The 22803-nt window shown below is 42.9% G+C and carries 27 protein-coding genes and 5 tRNA genes; 28 read left to right on the forward strand and 4 right to left on the reverse strand.

The features are described from left to right. Positions 1–15: 15 nt before the first annotated feature. Positions 16–444, reverse strand: a complete 429-nt coding sequence (locus NSQ55_RS05785; protein ID WP_038569079.1) for an Lrp/AsnC family transcriptional regulator — start codon at positions 442–444, stop codon at positions 16–18. Between the two features lie 129 nt (positions 445–573). On the opposite strand from NSQ55_RS05785, the gene NSQ55_RS05790 reads away from it, so the two are divergent. The 14 genes from NSQ55_RS05790 to NSQ55_RS05855 all read left to right on the forward strand — a co-directional run bounded on the left by NSQ55_RS05790 (position 574) and on the right by NSQ55_RS05855 (position 9635). After that, a complete protein-coding gene (locus NSQ55_RS05790) occupies positions 574–1326 on the forward strand; it encodes an MBL fold metallo-hydrolase (protein ID WP_076187504.1) in 753 nt (250 codons plus the stop codon). A 143-nt stretch (positions 1327–1469) separates the two neighbouring features. Then, a tRNA-Asn gene (locus NSQ55_RS05795) sits at positions 1470–1545 on the forward strand. A 7-nt stretch (positions 1546–1552) separates the two neighbouring features. After that, positions 1553–1641: transfer RNA gene (locus NSQ55_RS05800), tRNA-Ser, on the forward strand. Positions 1642–1818: 177 nt separating this feature from the next. Further along, entirely contained in the window at positions 1819–2265 is a 447-nt protein-coding gene (locus NSQ55_RS05805; protein WP_076185853.1) for an oxidoreductase, read from the forward strand. A 102-nt stretch (positions 2266–2367) separates the two neighbouring features. Continuing rightward, complete coding sequence (locus NSQ55_RS05810) at positions 2368–2973, forward strand: class I SAM-dependent methyltransferase (RefSeq protein ID WP_339171899.1); 606 nt, start codon at positions 2368–2370, stop codon at positions 2971–2973. Positions 2974–3217: 244 nt separating this feature from the next. Next, positions 3218–3763 carry an O-acetyl-ADP-ribose deacetylase gene (locus NSQ55_RS05815; RefSeq protein ID WP_217696912.1) on the forward strand — a complete coding sequence of 182 codons (546 nt, stop codon included), beginning with the start codon at positions 3218–3220 and terminating at the stop codon, positions 3761–3763. A 34-nt stretch (positions 3764–3797) separates the two neighbouring features. Next, positions 3798–4259: a DinB family protein gene (locus NSQ55_RS05820; protein WP_076185844.1), complete on the forward strand. Its 462-nt coding sequence runs from the start codon at positions 3798–3800 to the stop codon at positions 4257–4259. A 471-nt stretch (positions 4260–4730) separates the two neighbouring features. After that, complete coding sequence (locus tag NSQ55_RS05825) at positions 4731–5636, forward strand: branched-chain amino acid ABC transporter permease (RefSeq protein ID WP_076185842.1); 906 nt, start codon at positions 4731–4733, stop codon at positions 5634–5636. Positions 5637–5646: 10 nt separating this feature from the next. Then, entirely contained in the window at positions 5647–6615 is a 969-nt protein-coding gene (locus NSQ55_RS05830; RefSeq protein WP_076128228.1) for a branched-chain amino acid ABC transporter permease, read from the forward strand. Further along, positions 6584–7366 carry an ABC transporter ATP-binding protein gene (locus tag NSQ55_RS05835; protein ID WP_076106951.1) on the forward strand — a complete coding sequence of 261 codons (783 nt, stop codon included), beginning with the start codon at positions 6584–6586 and terminating at the stop codon, positions 7364–7366. The genes NSQ55_RS05830 and NSQ55_RS05835 overlap by 32 nt, the downstream gene beginning before the upstream one ends. 6 nt (positions 7367–7372) lie before the next feature. Beyond that, a complete protein-coding gene (locus tag NSQ55_RS05840) occupies positions 7373–8074 on the forward strand; it encodes an ABC transporter ATP-binding protein (RefSeq protein ID WP_076128224.1) in 702 nt (233 codons plus the stop codon). Positions 8075–8145: 71 nt separating this feature from the next. Continuing rightward, positions 8146–9336, forward strand: a complete 1191-nt coding sequence (locus NSQ55_RS05845) for an ABC transporter substrate-binding protein (protein WP_339171908.1) — start codon at positions 8146–8148, stop codon at positions 9334–9336. Positions 9337–9474: 138 nt separating this feature from the next. Continuing rightward, a tRNA-Glu gene (locus tag NSQ55_RS05850) sits at positions 9475–9546 on the forward strand. 6 nt (positions 9547–9552) lie between these two features. After that, positions 9553–9635 (forward strand) — tRNA-Leu (locus tag NSQ55_RS05855). 87 nt (positions 9636–9722) lie between these two features. On the opposite strand, the gene NSQ55_RS05860 is transcribed toward NSQ55_RS05855, so the two are convergent. Continuing rightward, positions 9723–10346 carry a hypothetical protein gene (locus tag NSQ55_RS05860; RefSeq protein ID WP_076185837.1) on the reverse strand — a complete coding sequence of 208 codons (624 nt, stop codon included), beginning with the start codon at positions 10344–10346 and terminating at the stop codon, positions 9723–9725. Positions 10347–10572: 226 nt separating this feature from the next. Here NSQ55_RS05860 and NSQ55_RS05865 point away from each other — a divergent pair, with 226 nt between their 5' ends. After that, positions 10573–10938, forward strand: a complete 366-nt coding sequence (locus NSQ55_RS05865) for a helix-turn-helix domain-containing protein (RefSeq protein WP_036681672.1) — start codon at positions 10573–10575, stop codon at positions 10936–10938. An 88-nt stretch (positions 10939–11026) separates the two neighbouring features. Then, positions 11027–11109 (forward strand) — tRNA-Leu (locus tag NSQ55_RS05870). A 67-nt stretch (positions 11110–11176) separates the two neighbouring features. Here NSQ55_RS05870 and NSQ55_RS05875 read toward each other — a convergent pair. Together NSQ55_RS05875 and NSQ55_RS05880 are read right to left on the reverse strand one after the other, a co-directional pair. Further along, positions 11177–11686: a GyrI-like domain-containing protein gene (locus NSQ55_RS05875; RefSeq protein WP_339171912.1), complete on the reverse strand. Its 510-nt coding sequence runs from the start codon at positions 11684–11686 to the stop codon at positions 11177–11179. A gap of 169 nt (positions 11687–11855) precedes the next feature. Continuing rightward, positions 11856–12335: a glutathione peroxidase gene (locus NSQ55_RS05880; RefSeq protein WP_038569095.1), complete on the reverse strand. Its 480-nt coding sequence runs from the start codon at positions 12333–12335 to the stop codon at positions 11856–11858. Positions 12336–12515: 180 nt separating this feature from the next. On the opposite strand from NSQ55_RS05880, the gene NSQ55_RS05885 reads away from it, so the two are divergent. The 12 genes from NSQ55_RS05885 (at position 12516) to NSQ55_RS05940 (ending at position 22795) form a co-directional block, all read left to right on the forward strand. Beyond that, positions 12516–12938: an organic hydroperoxide resistance protein gene (locus tag NSQ55_RS05885; protein ID WP_036681676.1), complete on the forward strand. Its 423-nt coding sequence runs from the start codon at positions 12516–12518 to the stop codon at positions 12936–12938. 190 nt (positions 12939–13128) lie between these two features. Beyond that, complete coding sequence (locus tag NSQ55_RS05890; protein WP_339171916.1) at positions 13129–13407, forward strand: hypothetical protein; 279 nt, start codon at positions 13129–13131, stop codon at positions 13405–13407. A 94-nt stretch (positions 13408–13501) separates the two neighbouring features. Continuing rightward, positions 13502–13921 carry a thiol-disulfide oxidoreductase DCC family protein gene (locus NSQ55_RS05895; RefSeq protein ID WP_076185832.1) on the forward strand — a complete coding sequence of 140 codons (420 nt, stop codon included), beginning with the start codon at positions 13502–13504 and terminating at the stop codon, positions 13919–13921. Positions 13922–14000: 79 nt separating this feature from the next. Further along, positions 14001–14906, forward strand: coding sequence for a copper amine oxidase N-terminal domain-containing protein (locus NSQ55_RS05900; protein ID WP_339171920.1), 906 nt, complete (start codon positions 14001–14003; stop codon positions 14904–14906). 35 nt (positions 14907–14941) lie between these two features. Further along, positions 14942–15376, forward strand: coding sequence for a DUF6526 family protein (locus tag NSQ55_RS05905; RefSeq protein WP_076099053.1), 435 nt, complete (start codon positions 14942–14944; stop codon positions 15374–15376). A 185-nt stretch (positions 15377–15561) separates the two neighbouring features. Next, positions 15562–16725 (forward strand): hypothetical protein, encoded by a 1164-nt coding sequence (locus NSQ55_RS05910; protein WP_076302270.1) that lies wholly within the window; start codon positions 15562–15564, stop codon positions 16723–16725. Then, positions 16718–17950, forward strand: coding sequence for a CpaF family protein (locus tag NSQ55_RS05915; RefSeq protein WP_076099051.1), 1233 nt, complete (start codon positions 16718–16720; stop codon positions 17948–17950). Before NSQ55_RS05910 ends, NSQ55_RS05915 begins: the two co-directional genes overlap by 8 nt. Positions 17951–17979: 29 nt before the next feature. Then, positions 17980–18783 carry a type II secretion system F family protein gene (locus NSQ55_RS05920; protein ID WP_076277686.1) on the forward strand — a complete coding sequence of 268 codons (804 nt, stop codon included), beginning with the start codon at positions 17980–17982 and terminating at the stop codon, positions 18781–18783. Between the two features lie 13 nt (positions 18784–18796). After that, positions 18797–19669: a type II secretion system F family protein gene (locus tag NSQ55_RS05925; protein WP_339171926.1), complete on the forward strand. Its 873-nt coding sequence runs from the start codon at positions 18797–18799 to the stop codon at positions 19667–19669. A gap of 13 nt (positions 19670–19682) precedes the next feature. Continuing rightward, positions 19683–19871 carry a Flp1 family type IVb pilin gene (locus NSQ55_RS05930; protein ID WP_280752577.1) on the forward strand — a complete coding sequence of 63 codons (189 nt, stop codon included), beginning with the start codon at positions 19683–19685 and terminating at the stop codon, positions 19869–19871. Beyond that, positions 19868–20539, forward strand: coding sequence for a TadE family protein (locus tag NSQ55_RS05935; protein WP_076185819.1), 672 nt, complete (start codon positions 19868–19870; stop codon positions 20537–20539). Before NSQ55_RS05930 ends, NSQ55_RS05935 begins: the two co-directional genes overlap by 4 nt. A gap of 27 nt (positions 20540–20566) precedes the next feature. Next, a complete protein-coding gene (locus tag NSQ55_RS05940; RefSeq protein ID WP_339171934.1) occupies positions 20567–22795 on the forward strand; it encodes a hypothetical protein in 2229 nt (742 codons plus the stop codon). Positions 22796–22803 lie beyond the last annotated feature (8 nt).

Below are 22803 nucleotides of genomic sequence, written 5' to 3' on the forward strand. Positions count from 1 at the left end.
GATTCCGATACAGACTTATTTCAGTTTTCCCATCGATAGATTGACTCTGTAATTTCCGAACTTCAGCAGTTCGTCGAGAAAGCTATTCAACTCCTTTTGGCTTCCGGTACGAACACGTATCCAGTAGCAGCCTTCTCCGCTGACCCTATGTATTTCTTTTACACTATCATGCTGCTTTGCGAATGTCTGAAAGGCTGGGTGAACCGTATTCGAACCCAAAAAAACAGTAATAAAGGCATGAATAGTCTCCCCAACCTTATCCGGATTCCAGCGGACCGTGTAGCCTTCAATCACTCCGGTGTCCTGCATTTTGCGAATACGTGCGCCCACAGCCTGACCGGTCATATGCACTTGCTGCCCAATATCTTTGTGACTGATCGTGGAATCTTCAATTAGAAGCTGCAGGATGCGAAAATCCACATCATCTATAAAATAAGAACTCATTATTATCTAAAATCCTTTCTGCGTGAAAGTAGAACAGGCCCATCTTTTTCCAATCTCAATGTATTCTGTTTTAAGGTCCAACTATAATTAATTGTAGCAGAAGATAACTGAAAGAAAGAAGGGCTTCCGATGAAAATACAGCATATCCGCAACGCGACCCTATGGCTAGAGTATGGTGGCAGTACATTTTTAATTGATCCTATGTTGAGTGAACAGGGTGCTAATCCGCCTATTTTTAATACTGAAAATGATCGCCGCAATCCGCTCGTTCCTTTGCCGGGAGCCGTAGAACAATGGCTGAGTCCTAATGCAATTCTTGTCACACATCTTCATCAGGATCATTGGGATGCTGCTGCCATTTCTTTGTTGCCGCATGATCTACCACTATTATGTCAGGAAGGAGATGGAGATAAATTAGCGAAGCAGGGGTTTGAGCATACCACGGAAATTAGCGGTTCACTGACGTTTAATGGAATAACTATAACACGTACTGATGGACGGCATGGCACTGGAGTGACTGGTAAACTTATGGGTAAGGTATCCGGGTTTGTGTTTCAGGCGGAAGGCGAACCTGTTCTATATGTGGCTGGGGATACGATTTGGTGTGATAAGGTGAGAATGGCATTGGAGGTTTTTAAACCTGAGGTGACCGTTGTGAATGCTGGTGGTGCGCAGTTTTTAAGCGGATGCCATATTACAATGAATGAGCAGGATGTCATAGACCTATGTGAATATGCTCCTTCTACTAAAGTGATTGCTGTGCACATGGACGCCATTAACCATTGTTTGGTTACCCGAGATAAGCTAAAAGCTCATTTAGAGAAGGAATCGTTGGGGGATCGGGTACAGCTTCCGCAGGATGGAGAATGGTGTAATCTATAGACGGAGAGGGATGGAAATCTCTTTAAAAAATCTAGCAAGCGGCCGAATAATAGCATAAATTTGAAAACGATCACAAAAATTATTTTGCCCGCTTGACTAGACCTTGAAATCATGATAAATTAATTCATGTTCACTTGTAATGTTCCCTGATAGCTCAGTTGGTAGAGCACTCGACTGTTAATCGAGTTGTCACAGGTTCGAGTCCTGTTCGGGGAGCCATTTTCATGGAGAGATACCCAAGTGGCTATAAGGGGACCCTCTGCTAAGGGGTTAGACTGCGTAAGCGGTGCGTGGGTTCGAATCCCACTCTCTCCGTTCTGAATTACATAAGAAGAGCTTCCATTCTGGGAGCTCTTTTTTGTTGTGTGTGAATTTATTTTTCGGTTGCTATATGCGATTCTGAGAAACGGTGTATTCAATATTTTGGAAGGGGAATGGTGTGGAGGGATCGAATGTTTAATTGATAAGTGTGAAGAGTTTAAAGGAGGGAGCATGAAAACAATAAATCAAATACAAACAAAACCGTCAAGCCGATATGATAGTTTTGATCCGGATCAAGAGGGGAATAAAAATACTATTTTTGCCGACGTAATAATTGATGGTAGATCTCTTTACCAAATGTTAAAAAAATATGATAGGGTTCCTTCCCTCGGGTGGGGTAGTGAAGAGCATCAAAGGAAAATGATTAATTATTTTTTGTTAAACGAAATGCATGAATATTTGTACTACAGGTACCCAATATTAGTCTGTCCCTGGTGTGGCGATGAAGAGTGTGGCTTTATATCCGTGTTTATTGAGAGAGAAGAGGATCTTATTATATGGAGAGATTTCAAATTAGAATCCGGTAATAAGACTATTGATATAGGCCCTTTTTGCTTTAAATGGGATGAATACGAAAAAGTTATTAAAGAGACATTTGGAACTGCGGGGATTCAATAAAGTAAACCTGAAAACCCATGGAAGAGATGTGCTCAAATAATTTATATGGGAAAGATCTATGAGTGAATCCAATAACTACATGATCAAAGGAGTGGAATCAACATGGAACTGTTTAAGCAGATCCCCTTGTACAGATTTTTGGCATTATGCAATGAAAGTGGTATGGAAAAAAACATATTAGACTGCGGAGCGGGAGGGGATTCACCTCCACTAAGTTTGTTTGCAAACTATGGATACAGTACATACGGTATTGAGATGAATGACGAACAAATTAAAAGAGCTAGTCAGTTCGCAACTGAAAGAGGACAGAATCTAAATATACAACAAGGCGACATGAGACAGTTGGTACTAAGTGATGAGTCGATGAGTTTTGTGTATTCATATAACTCTATTTTTCATATGAGAAAACAAGATGTGGAAAAAGCGATAAATGAAATGAAACGCGTTCTAAAACCTAATGGATTATTATTTGTGAATTTTTTAACCCTAAAGGATTTTAGAGTCGGCGATGGAGTTGATTTGGGGGATAATCAGTTTGAACAAATGGAAGACGATGAATTCGTAATACACTCATATTATGATTATCATGAGGCGGATTCTATGTTTGATGATTTGCAGTTATTATACAAAGAAGATCGAGTACTGGAAAGAAAGTTTGAAGGCGAATGGATACGACAAGGATTTATCGATTACATATATAAAAAATAGCTGGATGCTGAAGAACATATTAGTAGCTCCGAAAAAACTAGATATCTGCGAACAATACGTTCACGCTGTGGACCACGAGGTGTTGGTTCGATAGAAGGTAAAGGTTTGAAGAAGAGTTAGCCAGGTGGACAACCCCACGAGTCTAGTGCAAACGACTGTTTCCTAGGGTGATTTAAGCCGCTTGAATGTCAATCAGCACTTGATGCTTGTTCGCAACCATTATACTTCGGGGGGGGGATTTCAGATGGATGTAATTATAAATAACTCAATGATTCAGTTGATTCAAGGAGATATAACTAAATTAGATGTTGATGCTATCGTCAATGCAGCAAACACAAGCTTGATGGGTGGAGGCGGAGTAGATGGAGCTATCCATAGAGCTGGTGGAAAAGTGATATTAGAGGATTGCATGAAAATTCGTAATCAAATGGGAGGTTGTGAGGTTGGAGAAGCGGTAATAACAACAGGAGGAAATCTGAAATGTAAATTTGTTATTCATACCGTTGGTCCTGTTTGGAATAGTGGAAAGAATAACGAAGAAGAGAAGTTAAGGAATTGCTATAAAAATTTATTAATATTAGCTGAATCTAATGAAGTAACAAGTATTGCGATACCTAATATAAGTACAGGAATATATAATTTTCCGAAAGATCTTGCTTGTAGCATAGCTATAGATGAAGTTTCAAAATATATTATAAATAATAAGTCGGAAATAAATAAGGTTATTTTTATATGTTTCGATGAAGCGAACTATGAACTATATAGGAATGAATTAAAGAGATTTTGTTAGAATTTTGATGTTTACCAGAAAAGGAGATGTGCCAATGAATAACAGATCAGATTTGCTAAATCAGTTTAAGGAATGGAATGGATTTGTTCTAGAAATTATTGATTTAGATTGGAAAACACCCATCGCTGAAGGAAAATGGACCATTCACGATGTTGTTAGTCATATTTTGTTATGGGATAAATACTTCTATGAATCGACGATCGAACCGATAGCATGCGATAAAGCGATAACACTTCAACTTATTGATTTCGATCAATTCAATAATGATGCTGTTATATATGGTAAGACAAAAACCAAAGACGAATTAATAGAATTGACTGTGAAGTATCGTAACTTAATATTAGATTGTATAAGTAGTCTTGAGGAGGGAAAATACTCAGGCAAATATGTGGACGGAAGGTTTTCCTTTGAGTCCTATTTAAAGGATTTTATATCGCATGACCTACATCATATGATGCAGATTAAAGAATTAAACAAGAAAATGATGAGTAATTGACTCGTGACGGAAGTGCAAAGAATGGAACTGACCACCCTAATTAGCTTTCTCTCACTCGATTATTGTGTGGGACAGAGCTTTTTTTGCGCAAAAATAGAGAAACAACTTGACCAGTAACTCATAATAAACTCGAAAAACACATATCCAAAGAGACAAATGTTATATTATTTATCATTAAATGCAATCTGTAGGTAAAATCAAAGACTCCCCCTCTGAAAATCAAACTTTAAAAATCTCGATAATTCTCCTGTTTTCTTCTTTTTACCAACTTTTTATTTCTATACATCCCAAAGTATTAACTCAAAGTGTTATGTAATGTAACATTAAATATTGAATATTATAGTAAAAACCACAAATTTTACTGACGCATGTATAGTACTGTGTTAATATAAGTGACATAAAACGATGAAAATGAATGTAAGCTAAAGAAAGGTGTTTTTAAAAATAAATATGGGGGATTGGGGGACGGCGATGGAGTATTTCATTCAACAGTTAATTAACGGGATTTCTGTAGGGAGCATCTATGCTCTGATCGCACTTGGGTACACCATGGTTTACGGGATTATTAAATTGATCAATTTCGCCCATGGGGATGTGTTTATGGTTGGGTCGTTTATTGGATTGTTCAGTGCCAGGAACTTGGCTTCAGCAGGGCTTCCTCCGATACTGGTCTTACTTATCTCATTGGTGATTTCTATGACAATCAGTGCGTTGCTGGGGATGTCAATCGAACGGCTAGCATACAAACCTCTACGAAAAGCTTCGCGAATCGCTGTGTTGATTACTGCAATTGGCGTTTCTTTTTTGCTGGAATACAGCGGTGTGTTTGTGCTTGGTCCTCAGGCTAAAGGATTTCCGGAGATTCTTAATAAGCAGCAATACAACTTGTTTGGTTCCTCGATTCAGGTGGACTCCAATCAAATCATGATCTTGGGGACGACGGTTATTTTGATGATCATCCTTCAGTATATTGTGCACCGAACAAAGATTGGTAAAGCGATGCGGGCCGTTTCTTTTGATATGGAAGCAGCACGGTTGATGGGGATTAATGTAGATCGGACCATTTCAGCCACCTTCGCTATAGGATCTGCACTTGCGGCAGCAGCAGGCGTTATTTTCGGAATGACTTATAATTCAGTGGATCCGATGATGGGGGTGCTTCCGGGGCTTAAAGCTTTTGTGGCTGCGGTTCTAGGTGGCATTGGCAGTATTCCTGGTGCTCTGGTAGGGGGACTTCTGCTGGGCACAGTCGAGACAGAGGTTTCATCTCTGGGATACTCTTCTTGGCGTGATGGTGTGGCATTTGCTGTACTCATCCTAATCCTTATCTTTAAACCATCCGGGCTATTTGGTAAAAATGTCCGCGAGAAAGTGTAGGGAGATGCCTATGAAGAAGATAAACAAGTCATTTTGGATAGGCATTGTATTTTCTGTCATGCTATATATCGTCATTCAAGTTCTTCTAACAACGGGAATATTTGATGATGTTATGGAGTCTACGCTAATTCTAATTTGTATAAATGTCATGCTGGCGGTGTCTTTGAATCTGATTAATGGGATAACGGGGCAATTCTCAATCGGGCATGCTGGATTTATGTCTATTGGTGCTTACGTTTCTTCCATTTTAACTTTGAACTTTGAGATGCCATTCGTGCTGGCGCTAGTGATCTCTGGACTGGTTGCTGCATTTTTCGGTGTACTTATCGGGATTCCGACCTTGCGGCTGAATGGAGACTATCTGGCGATTGCTACGCTGGGATTTGGTGAGATTATCCGGATTGTCCTGCTCAATACAGAATATGTGGGCGGAGCTTCAGGCCTAAGCGGCATCCCTAATCAAACGACTTGGACGATTATGTTTCTGTTCACATTGGTCACGATTGTTGTGATCAATAACTTTATACGTTCCACTCACGGCCGGGCTTGTATAGCGATTCGGGAGAATGAAATTGCTGCTGAAGCGATGGGGATTAATACAACCTTGTACAAAGTCATTGCTTTTTCACTTGGAGCATTATTTGCGGGAATAGCGGGTGGTCTCTCTGCTCATAAGTTCTACGTCATCAATCCTGGCAGCTTTAATTTTCTGAAATCATTCGAAATTCTAGTCATGGTAGTGTTAGGTGGGCTAGGAAGTACAAGCGGGGCCATCGTGGGTGCGATTGTACTGACGGTGCTCTTCACGGTGCTTCAGGAATATCCGGAGCTGCGGATGATTATTTACTCGGCGATTCTAATTCTGATGATGATTTTTCGGCCTAAAGGGCTGCTTGGCAGCACGGGTTTTTCTTTCTTGAAATGGTCTAAAAAGGAGGTCAAGCCAAGTGACAGCATCAACAGTGGAAGTGCTTCTTGATGTTCAACAAGCAAGTCGTGCATTTGGCGGGCTTAAGGCGCTTAACGAGGTATCTCTCCATATTAATAAAGGCGAGTTGATTGGGCTCATCGGACCTAATGGCGCGGGAAAAACAACCCTTTTTAACTTGCTGACAGGTGTATACCCGCCTTCCAGTGGCGATATTATCCTCAGCAATCAGGCAGTAGGCGGGATGAAGCCTTATCGGATTAACCGAAAAGGGGCAGCGCGGACATTTCAGAATATCCGTCTATTTACTTCTATGACGGTGCTGGATAACGTTAAGATCGCATTTCACCAGCATGCCAGACATTCGATGTTCACTTCCATGCTTCGTCTGCCTAAGCATTTTGCAGAAGAAAACGAAATTACGCAAAAGGCTATGGATATTCTCAAAATATTTAATCTTGCCGATCAATGTGATGAATGTGCCGGGAATCTTAGCTATGGAAATCAAAGGCGTTTGGAAATTGCGCGCGCGCTTGCAGCAGGACCTAAGCTTTTGCTATTGGATGAACCAGCCGCAGGGATGAACCCGAATGAAACTCGGGATCTAATGAATCTTATTGCCTGGATCCGTGAAGAGTTTGAGCTGACGATCCTGCTTATCGAGCACGATATGTCCCTGGTTATGGGGGTGTGTGACCGGATTTATGTGCTGGATCGCGGAATGTTGATTGCTGAAGGTACGCCCGTTGAAATACGGAATCATCCCAAAGTCATAGAAGCCTATTTGGGACAGGAGGCGTAGTGGACCATGCTTAGCGTACAGGGGATCAATGTATATTATGGGGCTATTCATGCCTTGAAGGATTTAAGTATGAATGTAAAAGAAGGCGAGATTGTAACTCTAATCGGCGCAAATGGAGCAGGCAAGTCCACGTTGCTTAAGACGCTTTCGGGACTGCTGAAACCCAAAACAGGCAGTATAGATTTCATGGATAAATCTATTACGAATCAGAGTGTTCAGTCCATCGTAAAACAGGGGCTTATTCATTGTCCGGAAGGCAGGCGTGTATTTGCTAATATGTTTGTGGAAGAAAATCTGGAGCTAGGAGCTTTTTTACAGGATTCAGGCAGCTTAGCTGCTGATTTTGCCAAGGTTTACTCCACCTTCCCGCGTCTTTTAGAAAGAAAAAAACAGCTTGCCGGCACATTATCCGGCGGGGAGCAGCAGATGCTTGCTATGGGGCGCGCGATGATGGGGCATCCCAAGCTTTTATTATTAGATGAACCCTCGATGGGGCTTGCTCCATTGCTCGTTCAGGATATTTTTCGGATCATCCAGGAAGTAAATGCCTCTGGAACAACAGTGCTTCTTGTAGAACAAAATGCCCATCAGGCGCTTAAAATTGCTCATCGGGCTTACGTTCTTGAGACGGGCAGAGTGGTGCTTGAGGGAGATGCCAAGGAATTAGCAGATTCGGAAGAGATCAGAATGGCTTATCTGGGACATTAATTCATCGGCTAGTTCACAACAGTATCACAGAAAGAACCTATAAAATATTTATTTTGGGAGGCTGGAAGAGGATGAAGAAAATCGGGGCCATATTGCTGACTGCATTGCTGGCTGGTGGATTGCTGGCAGGCTGTGGGAACAAGACAGACAACACTTCTACTGAAGGTGGGAATGCTGGTGGAGGGACCATCAAGATTGGAGCAGACCTTGAGCTTACAGGCGGCCAGGCTTCCTTCGGTGATTCTGCACTCAAAGGGGCAAAGCTGGCGGTAAAAGAAATTAATGACGCAGGTGGAATACTCGGCAAAAAACTTGAACTGATTGAAGCGGATAATGCCTCCAAGTCGGAAGAGGCGACACGCGCAGCGCAAAAGCTGATTACTACCAATAAAGTTGTAGCTATTATAGGTGCAACTACATCTACGAATACACTCGGGATTGTTCCCGTTGCTCAAGAAAAAGGCATCCCGCTGGTTAGCTCCTCAGCCACCAATCCCAAAGTAACAGTTGATGAACGTACTGGAGATTTGAACGAATGGGTATTCCGGGCCTCATTTATTGATCCTTTCCAAGGCGAAGTAATGGCTAACTTTGCTAAGGATACACTTAAAGCGAAGACGGCTGTTATTTATACGGATGCTTCAAGCGATTATTCCAAAGGGCTGCAGACCTTCTTTAAAGCAACGTTTACTAAGAACGGTGGCTCAATCTTAAGCGAAGAATCCTATCAACAAAAAGATTCTGATTTTAAAGCCGTATTAACACGTATTAAAGAAGCTAATCCCGATGTTATTTATCTTCCAGGCTATTATGAGGAGGTCGGCAAAATCGTAAAGCAAGCTCGCGAAATGGGGATCACCGTTCCGTTTATGGGCGGGGATGGCTGGGATTCACCTCAGCTGGCTGAGATTGCCGGAGCGGATGCCCTAAACAATACGTTTATGTCCAATCACTATTCACCTGAAGATAGCTCGCCAGAAGTAAAATCGTTCGTAGATGCCTTCAAGGCTGCTAACGGTGATCTTGTTCCAGATGGGATGGCTGCGCTTGGATATGATGCTGTGAAACTAGTGGCAGACGCGATTACACGTGCGGATTCCACAGAACCTGAGAAGCTGAAGGATGCACTGGCGGGGACAAAGGATTTACAACTGGCCACGGGTAAAATCACAATGAATGAAACGCATGACCCGGTAAAAGCAGCTGTGGTGCTAAAGTTTGTAGATGGGGTACAAACCTTTGAGGCAAAAGTAAATCCATAAGTGTTGTGATTAGACGCGCGTACCTTTATTGGTGCGCGTTTCTTTTAGTTTAAACTTTTTTTAAAAAAAGGCTTGTCAAAATTCTTATGGTTTGATATACTCATTTTTGTTGTGACAAGAAAATAACTTGTAAAGCATGGCCCGTTGGTCAAGGGGTTAAGACACCTCCCTTTCACGGAGGTAACATGGGTTCGAATCCCATACGGGTCATATTATGCGGTAGTGGTGGAATGGCAGACACGCTATCTTGAGGGGGTAGTGGGTGTATACCCGTGGAGGTTCGAGTCCTCTCTACCGCATACAAATAAAAAGTAAGAAACCCTTTGTTCGCAGAGGATTTCTTACTTTTTTTTATAAGATTAGAAGTGAAATTCAGTGACGTCAGGTCATCTCTTAAAAGCCCCAGCATACTGGGGATAGAGCTGTCTTATGCAGTCTGGGCAGATATCATGAGTGAATTGCAAAGAAAGCTGATGCTTTAAGAAATGTTCAATGGTGATCCATTCATCCTTGGGATTACGAATACATTTACAGGAAGCACAGATTGGGATTAGCTCAAAAGATGATGGTAAGGTTGAACGGAGGTTTATGATCTCCGGATGAAGAGGTTCTTCTTTATAGGGGCCCACATCATATAGTGAAATTATAAAAGTGGCTTCTGGGTGCGGATCTGAGAGAAATGGGTAGATCTCCAAACGGAAGATTCGTTTCCCTTTATTAGCGGTTTGTATGGAGAATTCGGAAGTATAAACCTGATGCTCTCTGCGGAGTATATATTTCACTGATTCATAAAGCTTGGCCCATTGATCGGGATCGACAATCACATCTTGCATGAGCTCTGAGTAATACGCGCCAATCCATTTCTTATTAGTAGAAAGACCATATTCATGACTAAAGGTCTTCCACCTACTGTTGGTGAACTGGATAATCCCATGACTGTTGATTACCACCGCATTGTGCGGTAAAGCTTCAAGTGAATGGATAATGGAAGATGATAAGCATTTTGACAAAAGTCACCGCTCCCTCCTAGAGATCATTCAGGATGATAAGTTAACAAAGGGGGCCAGACGGTATTCTACAGATACTTGTCACCTGAGTCGCCTCTTATCGTCACTCCAGCCATATGATATAATCGGATAATACATAACAATACTAATTATATACTTTTTTACGTTATTTTGCAATAGGTAATTACGTAAATAAGTAATTTATTTTTAGATGGAGGGCGATTCACCGATGCAGACCATATACGAACGTATAGAATACCTGATTAAGCAGAAAGGTTTGACCAAAAAATCATTCTGTGAGCAGTTAAATATCAGCACAGGTAATATGGGAGATTGGAAGCGGGGGAAGACTACTCCAGGAACACATAAGCTGATTGAGATCGGTGATTTTTTTCATGTTAGTCTGGACTGGCTCATTCTCGGCAAAGATACACCGGATACTGTACGAGAGAGCGGCGTAGACTATGATTTGAGTGATGTTCAGCTATCGGAAAGCCGAGTAGATGAATTACTTCCAGCAGAAAAGAATTTTATCAAGGAATATATAGCTTTTGCTGAATATCGTAAACAGAAAATGGTCGACGAAGAATCTTAAAATCTGCATCTTTACTTTTGAGAAAAGTACATTTATAATAATGAATGTTGACCTCAAACAAATTTATGTTCTATGTTTAACACACCGCGCGGTAGTGGTGGAATGGCAGACACGCTATCTTGAGGGGGTAGTGGGTGTATACCCGTGGAGGTTCGAGTCCTCTCTACCGCATACAGAATGAAGAAAGAGGCCTTGCGATGCAAGGCTTCTTTTTTTGTTCAATCCTCAATCACACAACCTACTTCTTTACAAGCGGCACGCATAGATTGGCTTCGAATCCTTCATCATCCGGACCGGACTTTTCCGTGTATTGGATGTAAAAGACTCCATCAGGGTTGAACTTATAACCGGAATCCGGCAGCCATTCATTATATATATAATTCCAGGTATGTTGAAAAGCCAACTGAGGGAATCCGTTAGCAGTAAATATAGCATAGGTAGACGCAGGAAGTTTCTTATGAACAAGGCCTTCAGGGATACAATCTAACTGCTCGACTTCAACACAAAGGAAAAAATCAATATCCCATGCGGTATGCTCCCACAGTTTAGGCACGGATGTACGGTTCTGAAATAGACCGAGATAACAACCGCTGCTTTGAACTTTTGTGTGTATAGTATCAAATTTTGTATCAATATCCAGCTCGCCAAAAACATATTCCCAAAAATTCGCGTATGGCTCCCCGGATGAGTTTACATTTGCCCAGCCAATAACATTTAGTTCGGGTATATCAAGCAGTTGAACAGTCACCGATTGTCCCTCCCAGAAAAAATATTTCAACAATATTATAAAATATTCCAAGAGATTAAAGGGTGCTGATATATAGCGATATTATGACGTTCTTTCTAGTTAAAAAGGATACTTTACCGCATAACAACAGGGGGCTGTGTGATGTGGTGAGTATCCTTTTTCTAATGAATTATTTCAAAAGCTTGGAGATATCGGATTCGATCTGCTGTGGAGTGGTTTTAGGAGCAAACCGTTTTAGAACACGGCCATCTTGGTCAACCAGAAACTTCGTAAAGTTCCATTTCACGCTTTTTGAGCCTAAGACACCAGGGGCTTCTTTGGATAAGTATTTGAATAATGGATGTGCTTCATCGCCTTTTACGTCAATCTTCTCGAACATAGGGAAGGTTACCCCATAATTAATCTCGCAGTATTCCGCAATTTCATCACTTTCGCCAGGCTCTTGTCCAGCAAATTGATTGCTTGGAAATCCTAAAACTTCGAACCCGCGGTCCTTGAATTTCTCGTACACTTCCTGAAGACCTTTATACTGGGGAGTAAATCCACATTTGCTGGCAGTATTCACAACCAGGAGTACTTTACCCTTGTACTTTGACAATGATTCCTCTTCACCCTTAAGAGTGTTGACCTCAAAATCATAAATACTCATGGATGACACCTCCATAGCTAATTTAAGTTTTTAACAATTTAATTGTACACTATTTATGGTCTGGAGCCAAATAAGAAAGTATTATGAATCATTCCTCATCATCGTTTCAAATCATACCTGTTGTTTAAAGTATAAAGTATGAGCATGACCAATACAGCTTGATGAAGGAGAAGATGACTCATGAAAGCATTATACACAGCAACTACAACAGTCCATGGCGGTCGTGAAGGCTCCATTGAATCCTCGGATGGCGTGTTAAAGCATAATCTAAGCATGCCTAAAGAGCTTGGAGGGCCGGGAGGTTCCGGTACCAATCCAGAGCAACTATTCTCGGCTGGTTATGGAGCGTGTTACGAGAGTGCACTAGCGAATATCGCCCGTAAAGAGGGCGTGAAACTCCATGACGTGGAGGTAACTTGTAATGTGTCCATTGGGAAGGATGACAGCGATGGAGGCTTTAGACTTGCTGTGAGAATGGATGTGAAGCTGCCAGGGATTGAACACGACAAAGCAGAGGAACTGGCGAAGAAGGCTCACGAATTCTGTCCTTACTCCAAAGCAACCAGAGGTAATATAGAGGTTGAATTAAAGATTGTCGATTAAATGTATCTGTATATATTTTATGGAAATAATGGCTAAATAGAGACGTAAATCATAAAAGAGTAATAAATAGCTGCCGTGTTAGGCGTCTTTGGTTGACATCACCCTTAAAATTCTTTAATATGTCTAAGTATCTGAGAATGTGCCTGCGTGTGCAATTTACAACCAAAAATTTAAATAATGGGTGATGAAGATGTCTTACAGACCGAATATTACGAATGTGACCAAAGCCAGCAGCAACGATAAGGAAGGATTGTACGAGTTCATTATCAAGCTTGCTGATGGAACGGAGTGCCGCGCGTTTTATCATCGGTTTCCGGAATGGAAAATGACGAACATCAGCCGCCTGCTTAAAACTCCATGTCCAATTTGCCGCAAAGATTTCATCTGCAAATGCATGGAGGCATTCACTGCTGATTTCGAAGGGCAAATGATCGGGGAACAATGGATTGAAAAAGCAATCGCAGAATAATTAAAGAACGGCACTTGATGGCGCGGGAGGATATCCCGCGTTTTTGTTTACCCAAAAAAGCAGAAATTTACGCCTTTATGTCGGAGGGGGAGCCATGAACGAAGAACTGAACCTTATGAAAGATAAGTCCATTGTGTTGATAGACGGAGTGTGTCATCTTTGCCAGGGGGTAGTTCGTTTCATTATCCCGCGTGACCCCGAGGCTAAATTTCTATTCGCACCTTTACAGAATGAGATTGCGGCAAAGCTAATGAAAGAGTCTGGACTTCAGCCTGGACAATTAAACACGGTGATTTTACTGGAGAACGGAGTGTATTATACAGAGTCGGCTGCTGTGCTAAGAATTGCCCGTAAATTGAGATTTCCTTGGCCTGCCGCATACGTGTTCATCTTAGTACCACGCCCATTGCGCAATGCTCTTTATCGGTATGTAGCTAAGAACCGCTATCGTTGGTTCGGACGTGATGAGCAGTGTATGCTCCCTACCCCAGAGATCAAACGGAGATTTTTGTAAACCATAATCTGGGAGAATGTTATAATGAAACTATAAATGGGTACAGTTTTTTCATATTATCACTAGGGGTGAACGAATAGTGAAACGGAAAGGGCTTCTGCTTTTTATAGTCATGTTGTTATCTTTAAGTATGATCGGTACGGTCTCAGCTGCCCCCAAGCTTCGCATTATGGTGAACAATTCAAGTGTGGATGTTGGTGTGCAAATCGTGTCGGGGAAGACGCTGGTTCCGCTGAAGGCTTTTGAAAGATTCAAGAATACTTCTATTCAATGGGATGCCAATACCAAGCAAGCTACGATTGCTAGAGATTCTATGAAGATTAAGCTTGCGGTTGGCTCACGGACGGCTTGGAAGAACTCGGATGCTGTACAACTGGATGTATCGGCCAAAATAGTGGATGGAAGAGTAGCGGTACCCCTGCGGTTTATCGCGGAGGCTCTTGGAGCGAGAGTAACAGTAGATGCTGCTACGAATACAGTCTGGGTTCAGGAACGGGCCAATGCTAAACTTGTGCAGAATTATAATAGTAATGACTTAGTTGTTTCCCGCATAGCTGCTTTGCAATTCCCGGTTGAAGAAAGAGAACCCTCCAAATTGACGGGTGATAATGAAGCATTGTCTATGACGTATTATTTTCCTGAAGGCAGATCTGATGATTATTTTATATTGTATGGACATTTCGTAAAGTATTATGAGATCAAGGATAATATTGTAAAATTAGTTTGGGAAGCTGATCTGGATATGTCCAAGGAGGCTACAAATAAAGATTTTACCGCGATATTCGGTTACCCAGTTGCGAAGGAATATGGTAAAGCACCTGTTCTAGCTCCATCCTATGCCTCTTTTTATACGAGTGTTTGGGGAAGTCAGATTATTTATGGAATGGTTAATGCGGATGGAACTACTAAAGTTTCAGGACAGTCTCTGTACTGGGGGAATAATGAACCTTTTGTCGTAGCTATTCCCGGAGAGACTAAGCTTTAAGCAATATACAAGTCATATAAATATGGAGATGAATTATGAACAAGGGGAAGCCTAAAGGTTTTATGCGTTTTGATTGGCCTTATCATTTTGTAACTATGCCGCTAGCGCTGATTATATTTGTGTGGTCGGGAATTTATGTCGTTCAGGTGTTACGTGATGATGGTGCTTTAACAGTGCCCTTGCTATTATTTGGTTTATCTCTATGCCTGTTATTTGCGATTACTCGAATTCGAATTTATGCCACAAAAAATCAGGATCGAGTAGTGAGGGTGGAGGAGCAGTTCCGGTATTTCCGATTGACAGGCGAAGCATTAAATCCAAAGCTTGAATTAGCTCAGATTATTGCACTTCGGTATGCAGGAGATGAAGAGTTTCCGGCACTATGTCAGCGGGCGGTGAAGGAAAAGCTTAGTCCTGCCGATATCCGGTCTGCCATCAAGAATTGGCGTGAAGATACGATGAGAGTCTAAAAACCACTTGATGTGCGAAAAAACTTATTGCTGCCTTCTTATATATATGCTACTATAGCTGTAAATTAAAGGGATAGTAACGGAAGCACCGTTCAATGTACCGTATCCACGGTTATTGTCGGTGCTTTTTTGCTGTCTTTTTTTTGACAATATTTATAAATTTCTTGCGAAAGGAGAGAGGTTTTATGGCGGCAAGGATTGTACTCGCAGTGCGTGAAAGCCAATATATCGAACCATTGCTACACTATCTTCATCATAGTGAGTATGGAGAAATGCTGCGAATCACGGCTTTTAGTCGGCTGGATGCTTTTATCGATTTTATGAGGGGAGAGGATATGCCGGATGCTGTTGTAGGTGACGCTACTTTTATCGAGGCTTGGCTTGTGGAGGGAAGAACTAAGGTGCCTTGGGCAGTTTTGAGTGAGGAGGGAGCTTATCTTAGCAGGAGTTCTAAAAGCCTGGCTGGAGGCATCATGATTGCGAAATATCAGGCACTGCCTTCTCTGCTGGGAGCATTTATTCAACTATGTGAAGTGAAACGAGCTAGAGGTTCCTCTGTATTAGATGAAACGCTGCTGCTCGGTATCGTCTCCTCAAGCGGGAACACGGGCAAAACCACAGTAGCTATGAATATGGCTAAGCAGCTAGGTGAATTGGGGCTTTCGGTCTTTTATTTGAATCTTGAAAGTGTGGACAGCAGTGGATTATTTTTACGGCCCCCTGCAGGAAATACGCCTGGGCTAGAGCGGCTCCTTTATGAAATCAAAGCCAGCCGGGATAAGGGCGGAGCCGATACGATTGATTTGGGGCAATACGTGATTAGGTATGATCACCTTCGAAGTGCTGCTTTTAGGCCAATTATTAATGTAAAAGAAATGCTGCAGATGACTACGCAGGATACGCTAGATTTGTTGGCGCTGTTGGTTGCGGAAAGAAATTTTGACGTAGTTATAATAGATACCGGCAGTATTGAAGAAGAACGTGCCAAAGCTGTGTTACATAAATGCGGAATTCTATTGTGGGTAGTTAGAAATGACGAGGTAAGCATTCATAAGACCATGAGATGGCTATCCCATTGCAATGCTCCTAATTCTGGTATGCCCAGCCAAGTGATGGACAAAAGTAGATTTGCCGTGAATTTTGCCGCAGAGGGTTTAGAGGTGTGGGCACCTCCGGAAGGAATTACCGTTGAAGGTGTACTTCCGTATATCCCATCTTGGACGCTGCAGCACCGTGAGGAGCTTTTTCTGAACTCACCACAATTCCAAAAGGAGATCTTACAGCTGTGCAAGCAGATTATAGAACCGTCGCTTCCGCAAGTATTCACTGGTAAGGGTTTACATGAATGAGGAAATGTTTAAGGCACTTCGCAGTGACATCCGGGCAGGATTAGATGTTACTTCTGCAGTTGGAAATCGTGAACTCACCCAATATATTGAAAGGACAATTTTGGACAGCGAAAATCTGCGTTATTTAACAGCACAGGAGAAACATGAGCTCGTGAAGAGATTGTTCGATTCTTTTCGAGGATTGGATGTACTCCAGCCCTTAGTGGATAATCCGGCGATCACTGAGATTATGATTAACAGCCATACTGAGATTTTTGTAGAAGAGGAGGGGCAGATTCGTCGTCTCCATTTGGAATTTGAGTCCAGCAGCAGGTTGGAGGATATTATCCAAACGGTTGTATCCGGTGTGAACCGGGTTGTAAATGATTCTTCTCCTATCGTTGACGCTCGGCTAAAAGACGGATCGCGTGTAAATATCGTGCTTCCGCCGGTAGCTCTGAAAGGCCCGGCGATGACCATTCGGAAATTTCCTGAAACACCGATGACGATGCAGGATTTAGTCCGTCGTGAAGCCTTAAGCTTGGAAGCTGCAGAGCTGCTGCAAATTTTAGTGGCTGCTAAATACAATATTTTTATTAGTGGCGGGACAGGCTCTGGAAAGACTACTTTTCTTAATGCATTATCTCAGTATATCCCCCCACAGGAGAGGGTCATTACGATAGAGGATTCCGCTGAACTGCAGATTGTAACCGTGCCGAACCTTGTTTCACTGGAGACCAGGAATGCTAACACGGAAGGTAGAGGGGAGATTTCCATCCGAGATTTGATTCGTTCTTCTCTGCGAATGCGCCCTAACCGGATTGTTGTGGGGGAGGTACGGGGAGCGGAATGTCTCGATATGCTGCAGGCTATGAACACCGGGCACGATGGAAGCTTGTCTTCCGGCCATAGTAACAGCGCACACGATATGGTCAGTCGACTGGAGACGATGGTGCTAAGTGCTGCGGAGCTTCCGGTAGCTGTTGTTCGCCAGCAAATTTCATCGGCAATTGATATCTTCGTACACTTATCACGTCTCCGTGATCGTTCCAGGCGGGTGATGGAGATCAGTGAGGTTGCGGGGTTGAAAGACGGGGAAGTGATCTTGAATCCCTTATATGAATTTCAAGAAGCTGGTGAACGAGAGGGAAGGGTGCAAGGGGGGCTGCTTCCCTGTGGTAACCCATTGTTGCATACAACGAAGCTTAGGATGGCTGGTGTAAACTCCTATCCATTGGCTCAATAGAGATTCAAAATTCCAGAAGGGGGGAGGTCATGCTTAAGTTTAAATTTGTTGCTGCAAAGCCTGTAGAAGCAGATCCTGACGGTCCTTCGTTATTACCAGATTATAAGGTATACGAATTGACCTTGCTGCAGAGGATTCTGACCCTTACTGCAGGTGGACTGCTGATGTATGGAATTGGATATCTTTTTTATCATCATTGGCTGCTGTCGTTGCTGCTTATGCCTGGCGGAGCTTATGCCCCGCATATGCTGCGTAACTATCTACTGAAAAGACGTCGAAATGCACTGAATTTACAATTTAAGCAGACGTTATTTTCGCTGTCTTCCTCCCTTTCAGCTGGGCGTTCGGTGGAGAATGCATTCCGAGAGGCGGTTCAGGATTTACGTATGCTCGACCCGGAGGGAAGCAGTGATATGATCTCCGAGTTAAACATTATCTGTGCACGCATGGAATATGGACAGCCTGTGGAAGAAGCGCTGCGGAACTTTAGTGAAAGAGCGGGAATGGAGGACATCGAGCGATTCGCGGATGTGTTCTCGGTCTGTAAGCGTACTGGTGGTGATCTTGTAGAAGTGGTGCGCCGTACATCAACGATTATCGGTGAGAAGCTGGATATTCAGCAGGATATTGCTGTAAGTATTGCTCAGAAGAAATTTGAGGCTAAGGCACTGCTGATATCTCCGCTGATCATGGTGATGTTTATGAGTTTGACGGCTGGAGAATATATGCAACCTATGTATACAGGAGCGGGTATAGCCATATCGACATTAGCGCTTGTTGCTTTATTCCTATGTTATCTCTGGACTACTAAAATAATGGACATTCCACTGTGAAGGGGGTGAAATCATGCGCTGGCTATGTGCGGTGGTTACTGTTATTTTGCTGATAGTCTGGGTTCTACTGCGAATTCAATGCGGCAACAGATATGTCGCGTTACGCAGTCTTCCTATGGAAGGATTACGGCTTCGGAATTTAGGCGAACCGTTATTACTGCTTATTGAGAAGAGTGGTAACGCCAGTCGGTTTCCCTCACTGTTGTTCAGAATTCAGCGTTCTCTACAGCGCAGTTATGGGATGCGTTATAGCGCAGAGCGGACCCTGCTGTTCATGGGTGAGATGCTAAGTTACAGCTGGCTGTTGCTTGTAGGTGGAAGCTTGATTACAGCATTTAGTGGCGAACAGGCAGGTATGATATTGGGTGTGTTTTTGGCAATTGCTCTACCAACCGCTATGGTCAGTGATCTGCACAAAAAGGTGAGAGTTAGGGAGCAGAATATTATGCTCGAATTGCCAGAGCTGCTGAACAGTATTGTGTTGTTGGTTGGCGCAGGAGAGACCGTGCAACGAGCTATTATTCGCTGTGTGGAAAGCCACCGGGGGGATACGAATCATCCTCTGTATAAGGAGCTAATGACTATGACTAGTGAATGGGAGGGCGGATATTCTTTCCAGCAGGCATTTGAAAATTTCAGCAAGAGATGCGCTGTGCAGGAGGTATCGGTATTCACAACGACAGTTTTGCTGAATTATCGCAGAGGTGGAGCGGATTTTGTGCTATCGCTACGTGATCTGTCGCGGATGTTGTGGGATAAACGAAAGGCTCTTAGCCGGACGCGCGGAGAGCAAGCATCCTCTAAATTAGTTTTTCCGATGGTAGTTATCTTTTTAATAGTAATTGTACTGGTGGGAACGCCAGCATTTTTGATGTTAAAAATGTAGGAGGCTGAAGCTGATGGTATCAACAATGTTGGACAGTATGAGTAACTTTTGGGAAGACGAGGAAGGTTTAGGAACTTTGGAGATGATTTTGATTATTGCTGTCTTGATTGCAGTTGTTCTTTTGTTTAAGGACAAAATTCAAGAGGTAGTAGAAGCCTTAATTAAAACGGCGGGTGAAAAGAGTCAGGAAGTATTCGATTGAACAAGTTTAAGGGTGATCAAGGCAGTTTTACTATTGAAGCGTCACTTCTATTGCCGATCGTCATGTTTATTACGATGCTTCTTTTGTTTTTTTGCTTGTATAGCTATCAGAAGTCCATGCTGTTGCAAGTGGCCTCAGGAGCTACTGAGCGGGCGGCTTACAACTGGGACAACAGTCACAAGGAGGTCTCTGGTTCTTACATGGCTGGTGAGTATGACTCCCTTTATTGGAGAATTGGGGATGATGCCTTGTTAGCCTCATTATTTGGTGGAGAAGCTGGCAGTGCTGGCGTGACAATAGAGTTGCCCGGTGAAGTATCAGAGAAGAGTGAATTGCCAGTGCTTAAACTGGGCCATTCGTCTACTATGATTCCGGACAATATGCCAGGAACTATGCGTTATGCTCACAGTCTTACAGGACGGAGAGTAAAGGCCGAGCTAAATCGTCTACTGAGCTTGCCTGTGCTTGATAGCGTTCTATCGGATGAGGCTAACCCAACTGTTGAAGCCCAGTCTATCATTGTCGAGCCTGTTGAGTTTATTCGTACGGTCGACCTGATGCGTTATTTTGGAGCTAAATTTAAAGGGGGCTCTGAGGGTAGTGGATCTGCAGTTTACATGGATAAGAAGGATGCTTCTGCTATGCTGACCAAGCTTCAGGATAAGTAAAATCTCTGTTCAAGGGAGGGGGTTTTAATGAAAAGTATAATTACGGGTTGTCCTGCTAAGGGCAAAACAGAAGGCTCAGTTACAATTTTTCTAATCATGGTGCTGGCTTTCGTCTTTCTATTTACTGCTGTGCTGATTGATTATGCGCGAATCGCTGCGTTCAACGTTCAGGAGGAACGATTGGCGAGAGCCAGTATCCGCTCTGTTATGTCTTCATATCATGTTGAATTGCGTGAGAGATACGGTTTATTTGCATTCGGTGATAGTGATGGTGATATGCTGCTGTCCAAAGTGCTCAATGAAAATTTGCATAAAAGTGGGCGGGGGGATACGTTCAATCTCTTACCCTTTGCACTGGAATCCTCCTCTTTGGAATGGAGCCGGCTGCTGGGAAGTTATGATGTTTTTCGTCATCAAATACTGGAAGAGATGAAATATAAGGCTCCGGTTGATTTCGCCTTGGAGCTGGCAGGTAAATTCAAGCCGCTGTCGGGCGTAATGGCAGAGGCCTCAAGAGCTACTGAATTACTTAGTAAGCTGCAACCTTTATATGATGAACGTGAAGAGAATTTGGATCTAATGTTAGAGCGGAGAAGCCAAGCGGCGGAGAGTGGAAGAAGAGTACTGCTATGGATTATGAATCCGCCCGGAGACTCTATCTCGGCCCATTCGCTTGGAAGCATGCAAGCAGCCGCGGATATACCAGCACAGTATAATGACTATCTTGGCAAATATTACGAAGATCTATATCGTGATAGTAAAAAGCCTGCAAAGTACACTTATCAGTTGGCACTTTATCAGAGCCGAACTTCAGAGATGTTGTCGCGGCTCCCATCCTTATTAACAACCTTTCATGAAGAACATGGACAATCAATGGAGGAAGCGAAGGATGCGTTAAACAAAGCGCAGCAATTGAATGACGAGATGAGAGATGTTTTGGCAGCTTCCCGAATAAGTGGCGTAAATCTGGCAGACGATCCTGCTAAGGACTGGGATATTCCGGGAAACTCGGGGGAAATAAGCGCTGAGCCACTTAAAAAGCTGCATGAACAGGAAGATGCCTTGATCCTCTCTTCGGCTGACATTAGTAGTATGGATAATAGTTTATTTATGCAGCAAAGTGTGTACGAGTCCATTGAACCGACGGTAACAGGATTATCAGGAGTGTTGCATGAAGCTTTGGGAGTCAACGGCGATTCCTACCAAATGATTTCCTCTGTTCTAGGGGCTTCGCATGTAGTGGACAACTATTATAAAAAATACGGTAAGAAGGGAAGTGTTATAGCTAGTGATTTGGCTTTTCTTGAAGAGCATCGCAGCTCGGATAAAGCACGTAAGCAAGTAGAGTGGGAAGCCAAATCCAAGCTGGGCGAGGTTAGAGCACTGCTGGACAAAATTAGAATGCTAGGTAGCGGAGCGGCAGCTTCGATGGAACGTTATCAAATCCTTCATCAATTTTTTGAGGACAATGTTTCATTTAACAACGGATTGGAGTCTCAATCCTCTGATAAATCTGAAGTATCCTCAGATCCCTATGCTGCTGGAAGCTCGGCGATGAAGGATATTGACGGGATTTATGAAGCAATGAGTGGCATTATGGGGGGCGCTAGAGACAGGCTTTTTCAAACGGAGTATTCCGCGCTTTATTTTCAGCATTTTGATGTTTCAAAGTTAGCTAGTCTGGCACTGAATTCTCTGGAAGACACTAGTGAGCTCACAGATCAGCTTGATCCTCGCGCTCAGGAGCTGGAATACATTTTATACGGATTTCATAATCCCGCAGGGAATGTGGCTGCAGCCTATGCCGAAATATTCGCGATGAGGTTGTCCATTCGCACGATGGAAGGTTTTATAGAGAAGGCAACCTTGGGAAATCCACTGGCTGTTCTAGCGGCGGCACTGTTGTATGGAATCCAGCATGCCATTCAGGATATGTTGCAGCTTTGTGAGAAGGATGCCATTCCTTTATCCAAATATATGCCGGCGCAGCTGACTTACCGTGATCATCTGCGACTGTTCATGATAATGCATGGAGGCGGGGAAGTGCAGCTATCGCGGATGCTGGCTCTGATTCAACTTAACACAGGAATAAATCCAGAGGAAAGAAACACCTATGTATCATCGGACATTAAGCTCCAAATGCAGTTATGGTTTCTGCCAGGTGTAGTTAAAATGTTGAATTATACTGCTGCTTTTCCGGGAGAGGTACAAGGGAATAAGTATCTGAGGGCAGTAAAAACTGATTATTCTTATTAGCGGGAGGT

The sequence above is a fragment of the Paenibacillus sp. FSL H7-0943 genome (assembly GCF_037963265.1).
Lineage (GTDB): Bacteria > Bacillota > Bacilli > Paenibacillales > Paenibacillaceae > Paenibacillus_AQ > Paenibacillus_AQ odorifer.

Bases quoted from the DNA above. Each gene is read 5' to 3' on its own strand.
- NSQ55_RS05790 (WP_076187504.1), top strand. From the start codon at position 574: ATGAAAATACAGCATATCCGCAACGCGACCCTATGGCTAGAGTATGGT.
- NSQ55_RS05925 (WP_339171926.1), top strand. From the start codon at position 18,797: ATGCGCTGGCTATGTGCGGTGGTTACTGTTATTTTGCTGATAGTCTGG.
- NSQ55_RS05805 (WP_076185853.1), top strand. From the start codon at position 1,819: ATGAAAACAATAAATCAAATACAAACAAAACCGTCAAGCCGATATGAT.
- NSQ55_RS05910 (WP_076302270.1), top strand. From the start codon at position 15,562: ATGGCGGCAAGGATTGTACTCGCAGTGCGTGAAAGCCAATATATCGAA.
- NSQ55_RS05885 (WP_036681676.1), top strand. From the start codon at position 12,516: ATGAAAGCATTATACACAGCAACTACAACAGTCCATGGCGGTCGTGAA.
- NSQ55_RS05810 (WP_339171899.1), top strand. From the start codon at position 2,368: ATGGAACTGTTTAAGCAGATCCCCTTGTACAGATTTTTGGCATTATGC.
- NSQ55_RS05880 (WP_038569095.1), bottom strand. From the start codon at position 12,335: ATGAGTATTTATGATTTTGAGGTCAACACTCTTAAGGGTGAAGAGGAA.
- NSQ55_RS05895 (WP_076185832.1), top strand. From the start codon at position 13,502: ATGAACGAAGAACTGAACCTTATGAAAGATAAGTCCATTGTGTTGATA.
- NSQ55_RS05840 (WP_076128224.1), top strand. From the start codon at position 7,373: ATGCTTAGCGTACAGGGGATCAATGTATATTATGGGGCTATTCATGCC.
- NSQ55_RS05865 (WP_036681672.1), top strand. From the start codon at position 10,573: ATGCAGACCATATACGAACGTATAGAATACCTGATTAAGCAGAAAGGT.
- NSQ55_RS05890 (WP_339171916.1), top strand. From the start codon at position 13,129: ATGTCTTACAGACCGAATATTACGAATGTGACCAAAGCCAGCAGCAAC.
- NSQ55_RS05915 (WP_076099051.1), top strand. From the start codon at position 16,718: ATGAATGAGGAAATGTTTAAGGCACTTCGCAGTGACATCCGGGCAGGA.
- NSQ55_RS05820 (WP_076185844.1), top strand. From the start codon at position 3,798: ATGAATAACAGATCAGATTTGCTAAATCAGTTTAAGGAATGGAATGGA.
- NSQ55_RS05920 (WP_076277686.1), top strand. From the start codon at position 17,980: ATGCTTAAGTTTAAATTTGTTGCTGCAAAGCCTGTAGAAGCAGATCCT.
- NSQ55_RS05830 (WP_076128228.1), top strand. From the start codon at position 5,647: ATGAAGAAGATAAACAAGTCATTTTGGATAGGCATTGTATTTTCTGTC.
- NSQ55_RS05815 (WP_217696912.1), top strand. From the start codon at position 3,218: ATGGATGTAATTATAAATAACTCAATGATTCAGTTGATTCAAGGAGAT.
- NSQ55_RS05825 (WP_076185842.1), top strand. From the start codon at position 4,731: ATGGAGTATTTCATTCAACAGTTAATTAACGGGATTTCTGTAGGGAGC.
- NSQ55_RS05940 (WP_339171934.1), top strand. From the start codon at position 20,567: ATGAAAAGTATAATTACGGGTTGTCCTGCTAAGGGCAAAACAGAAGGC.
- NSQ55_RS05905 (WP_076099053.1), top strand. From the start codon at position 14,942: ATGAACAAGGGGAAGCCTAAAGGTTTTATGCGTTTTGATTGGCCTTAT.
- NSQ55_RS05845 (WP_339171908.1), top strand. From the start codon at position 8,146: ATGAAGAAAATCGGGGCCATATTGCTGACTGCATTGCTGGCTGGTGGA.
- NSQ55_RS05785 (WP_038569079.1), bottom strand. From the start codon at position 444: ATGAGTTCTTATTTTATAGATGATGTGGATTTTCGCATCCTGCAGCTT.
- NSQ55_RS05930 (WP_280752577.1), top strand. From the start codon at position 19,683: ATGGTATCAACAATGTTGGACAGTATGAGTAACTTTTGGGAAGACGAG.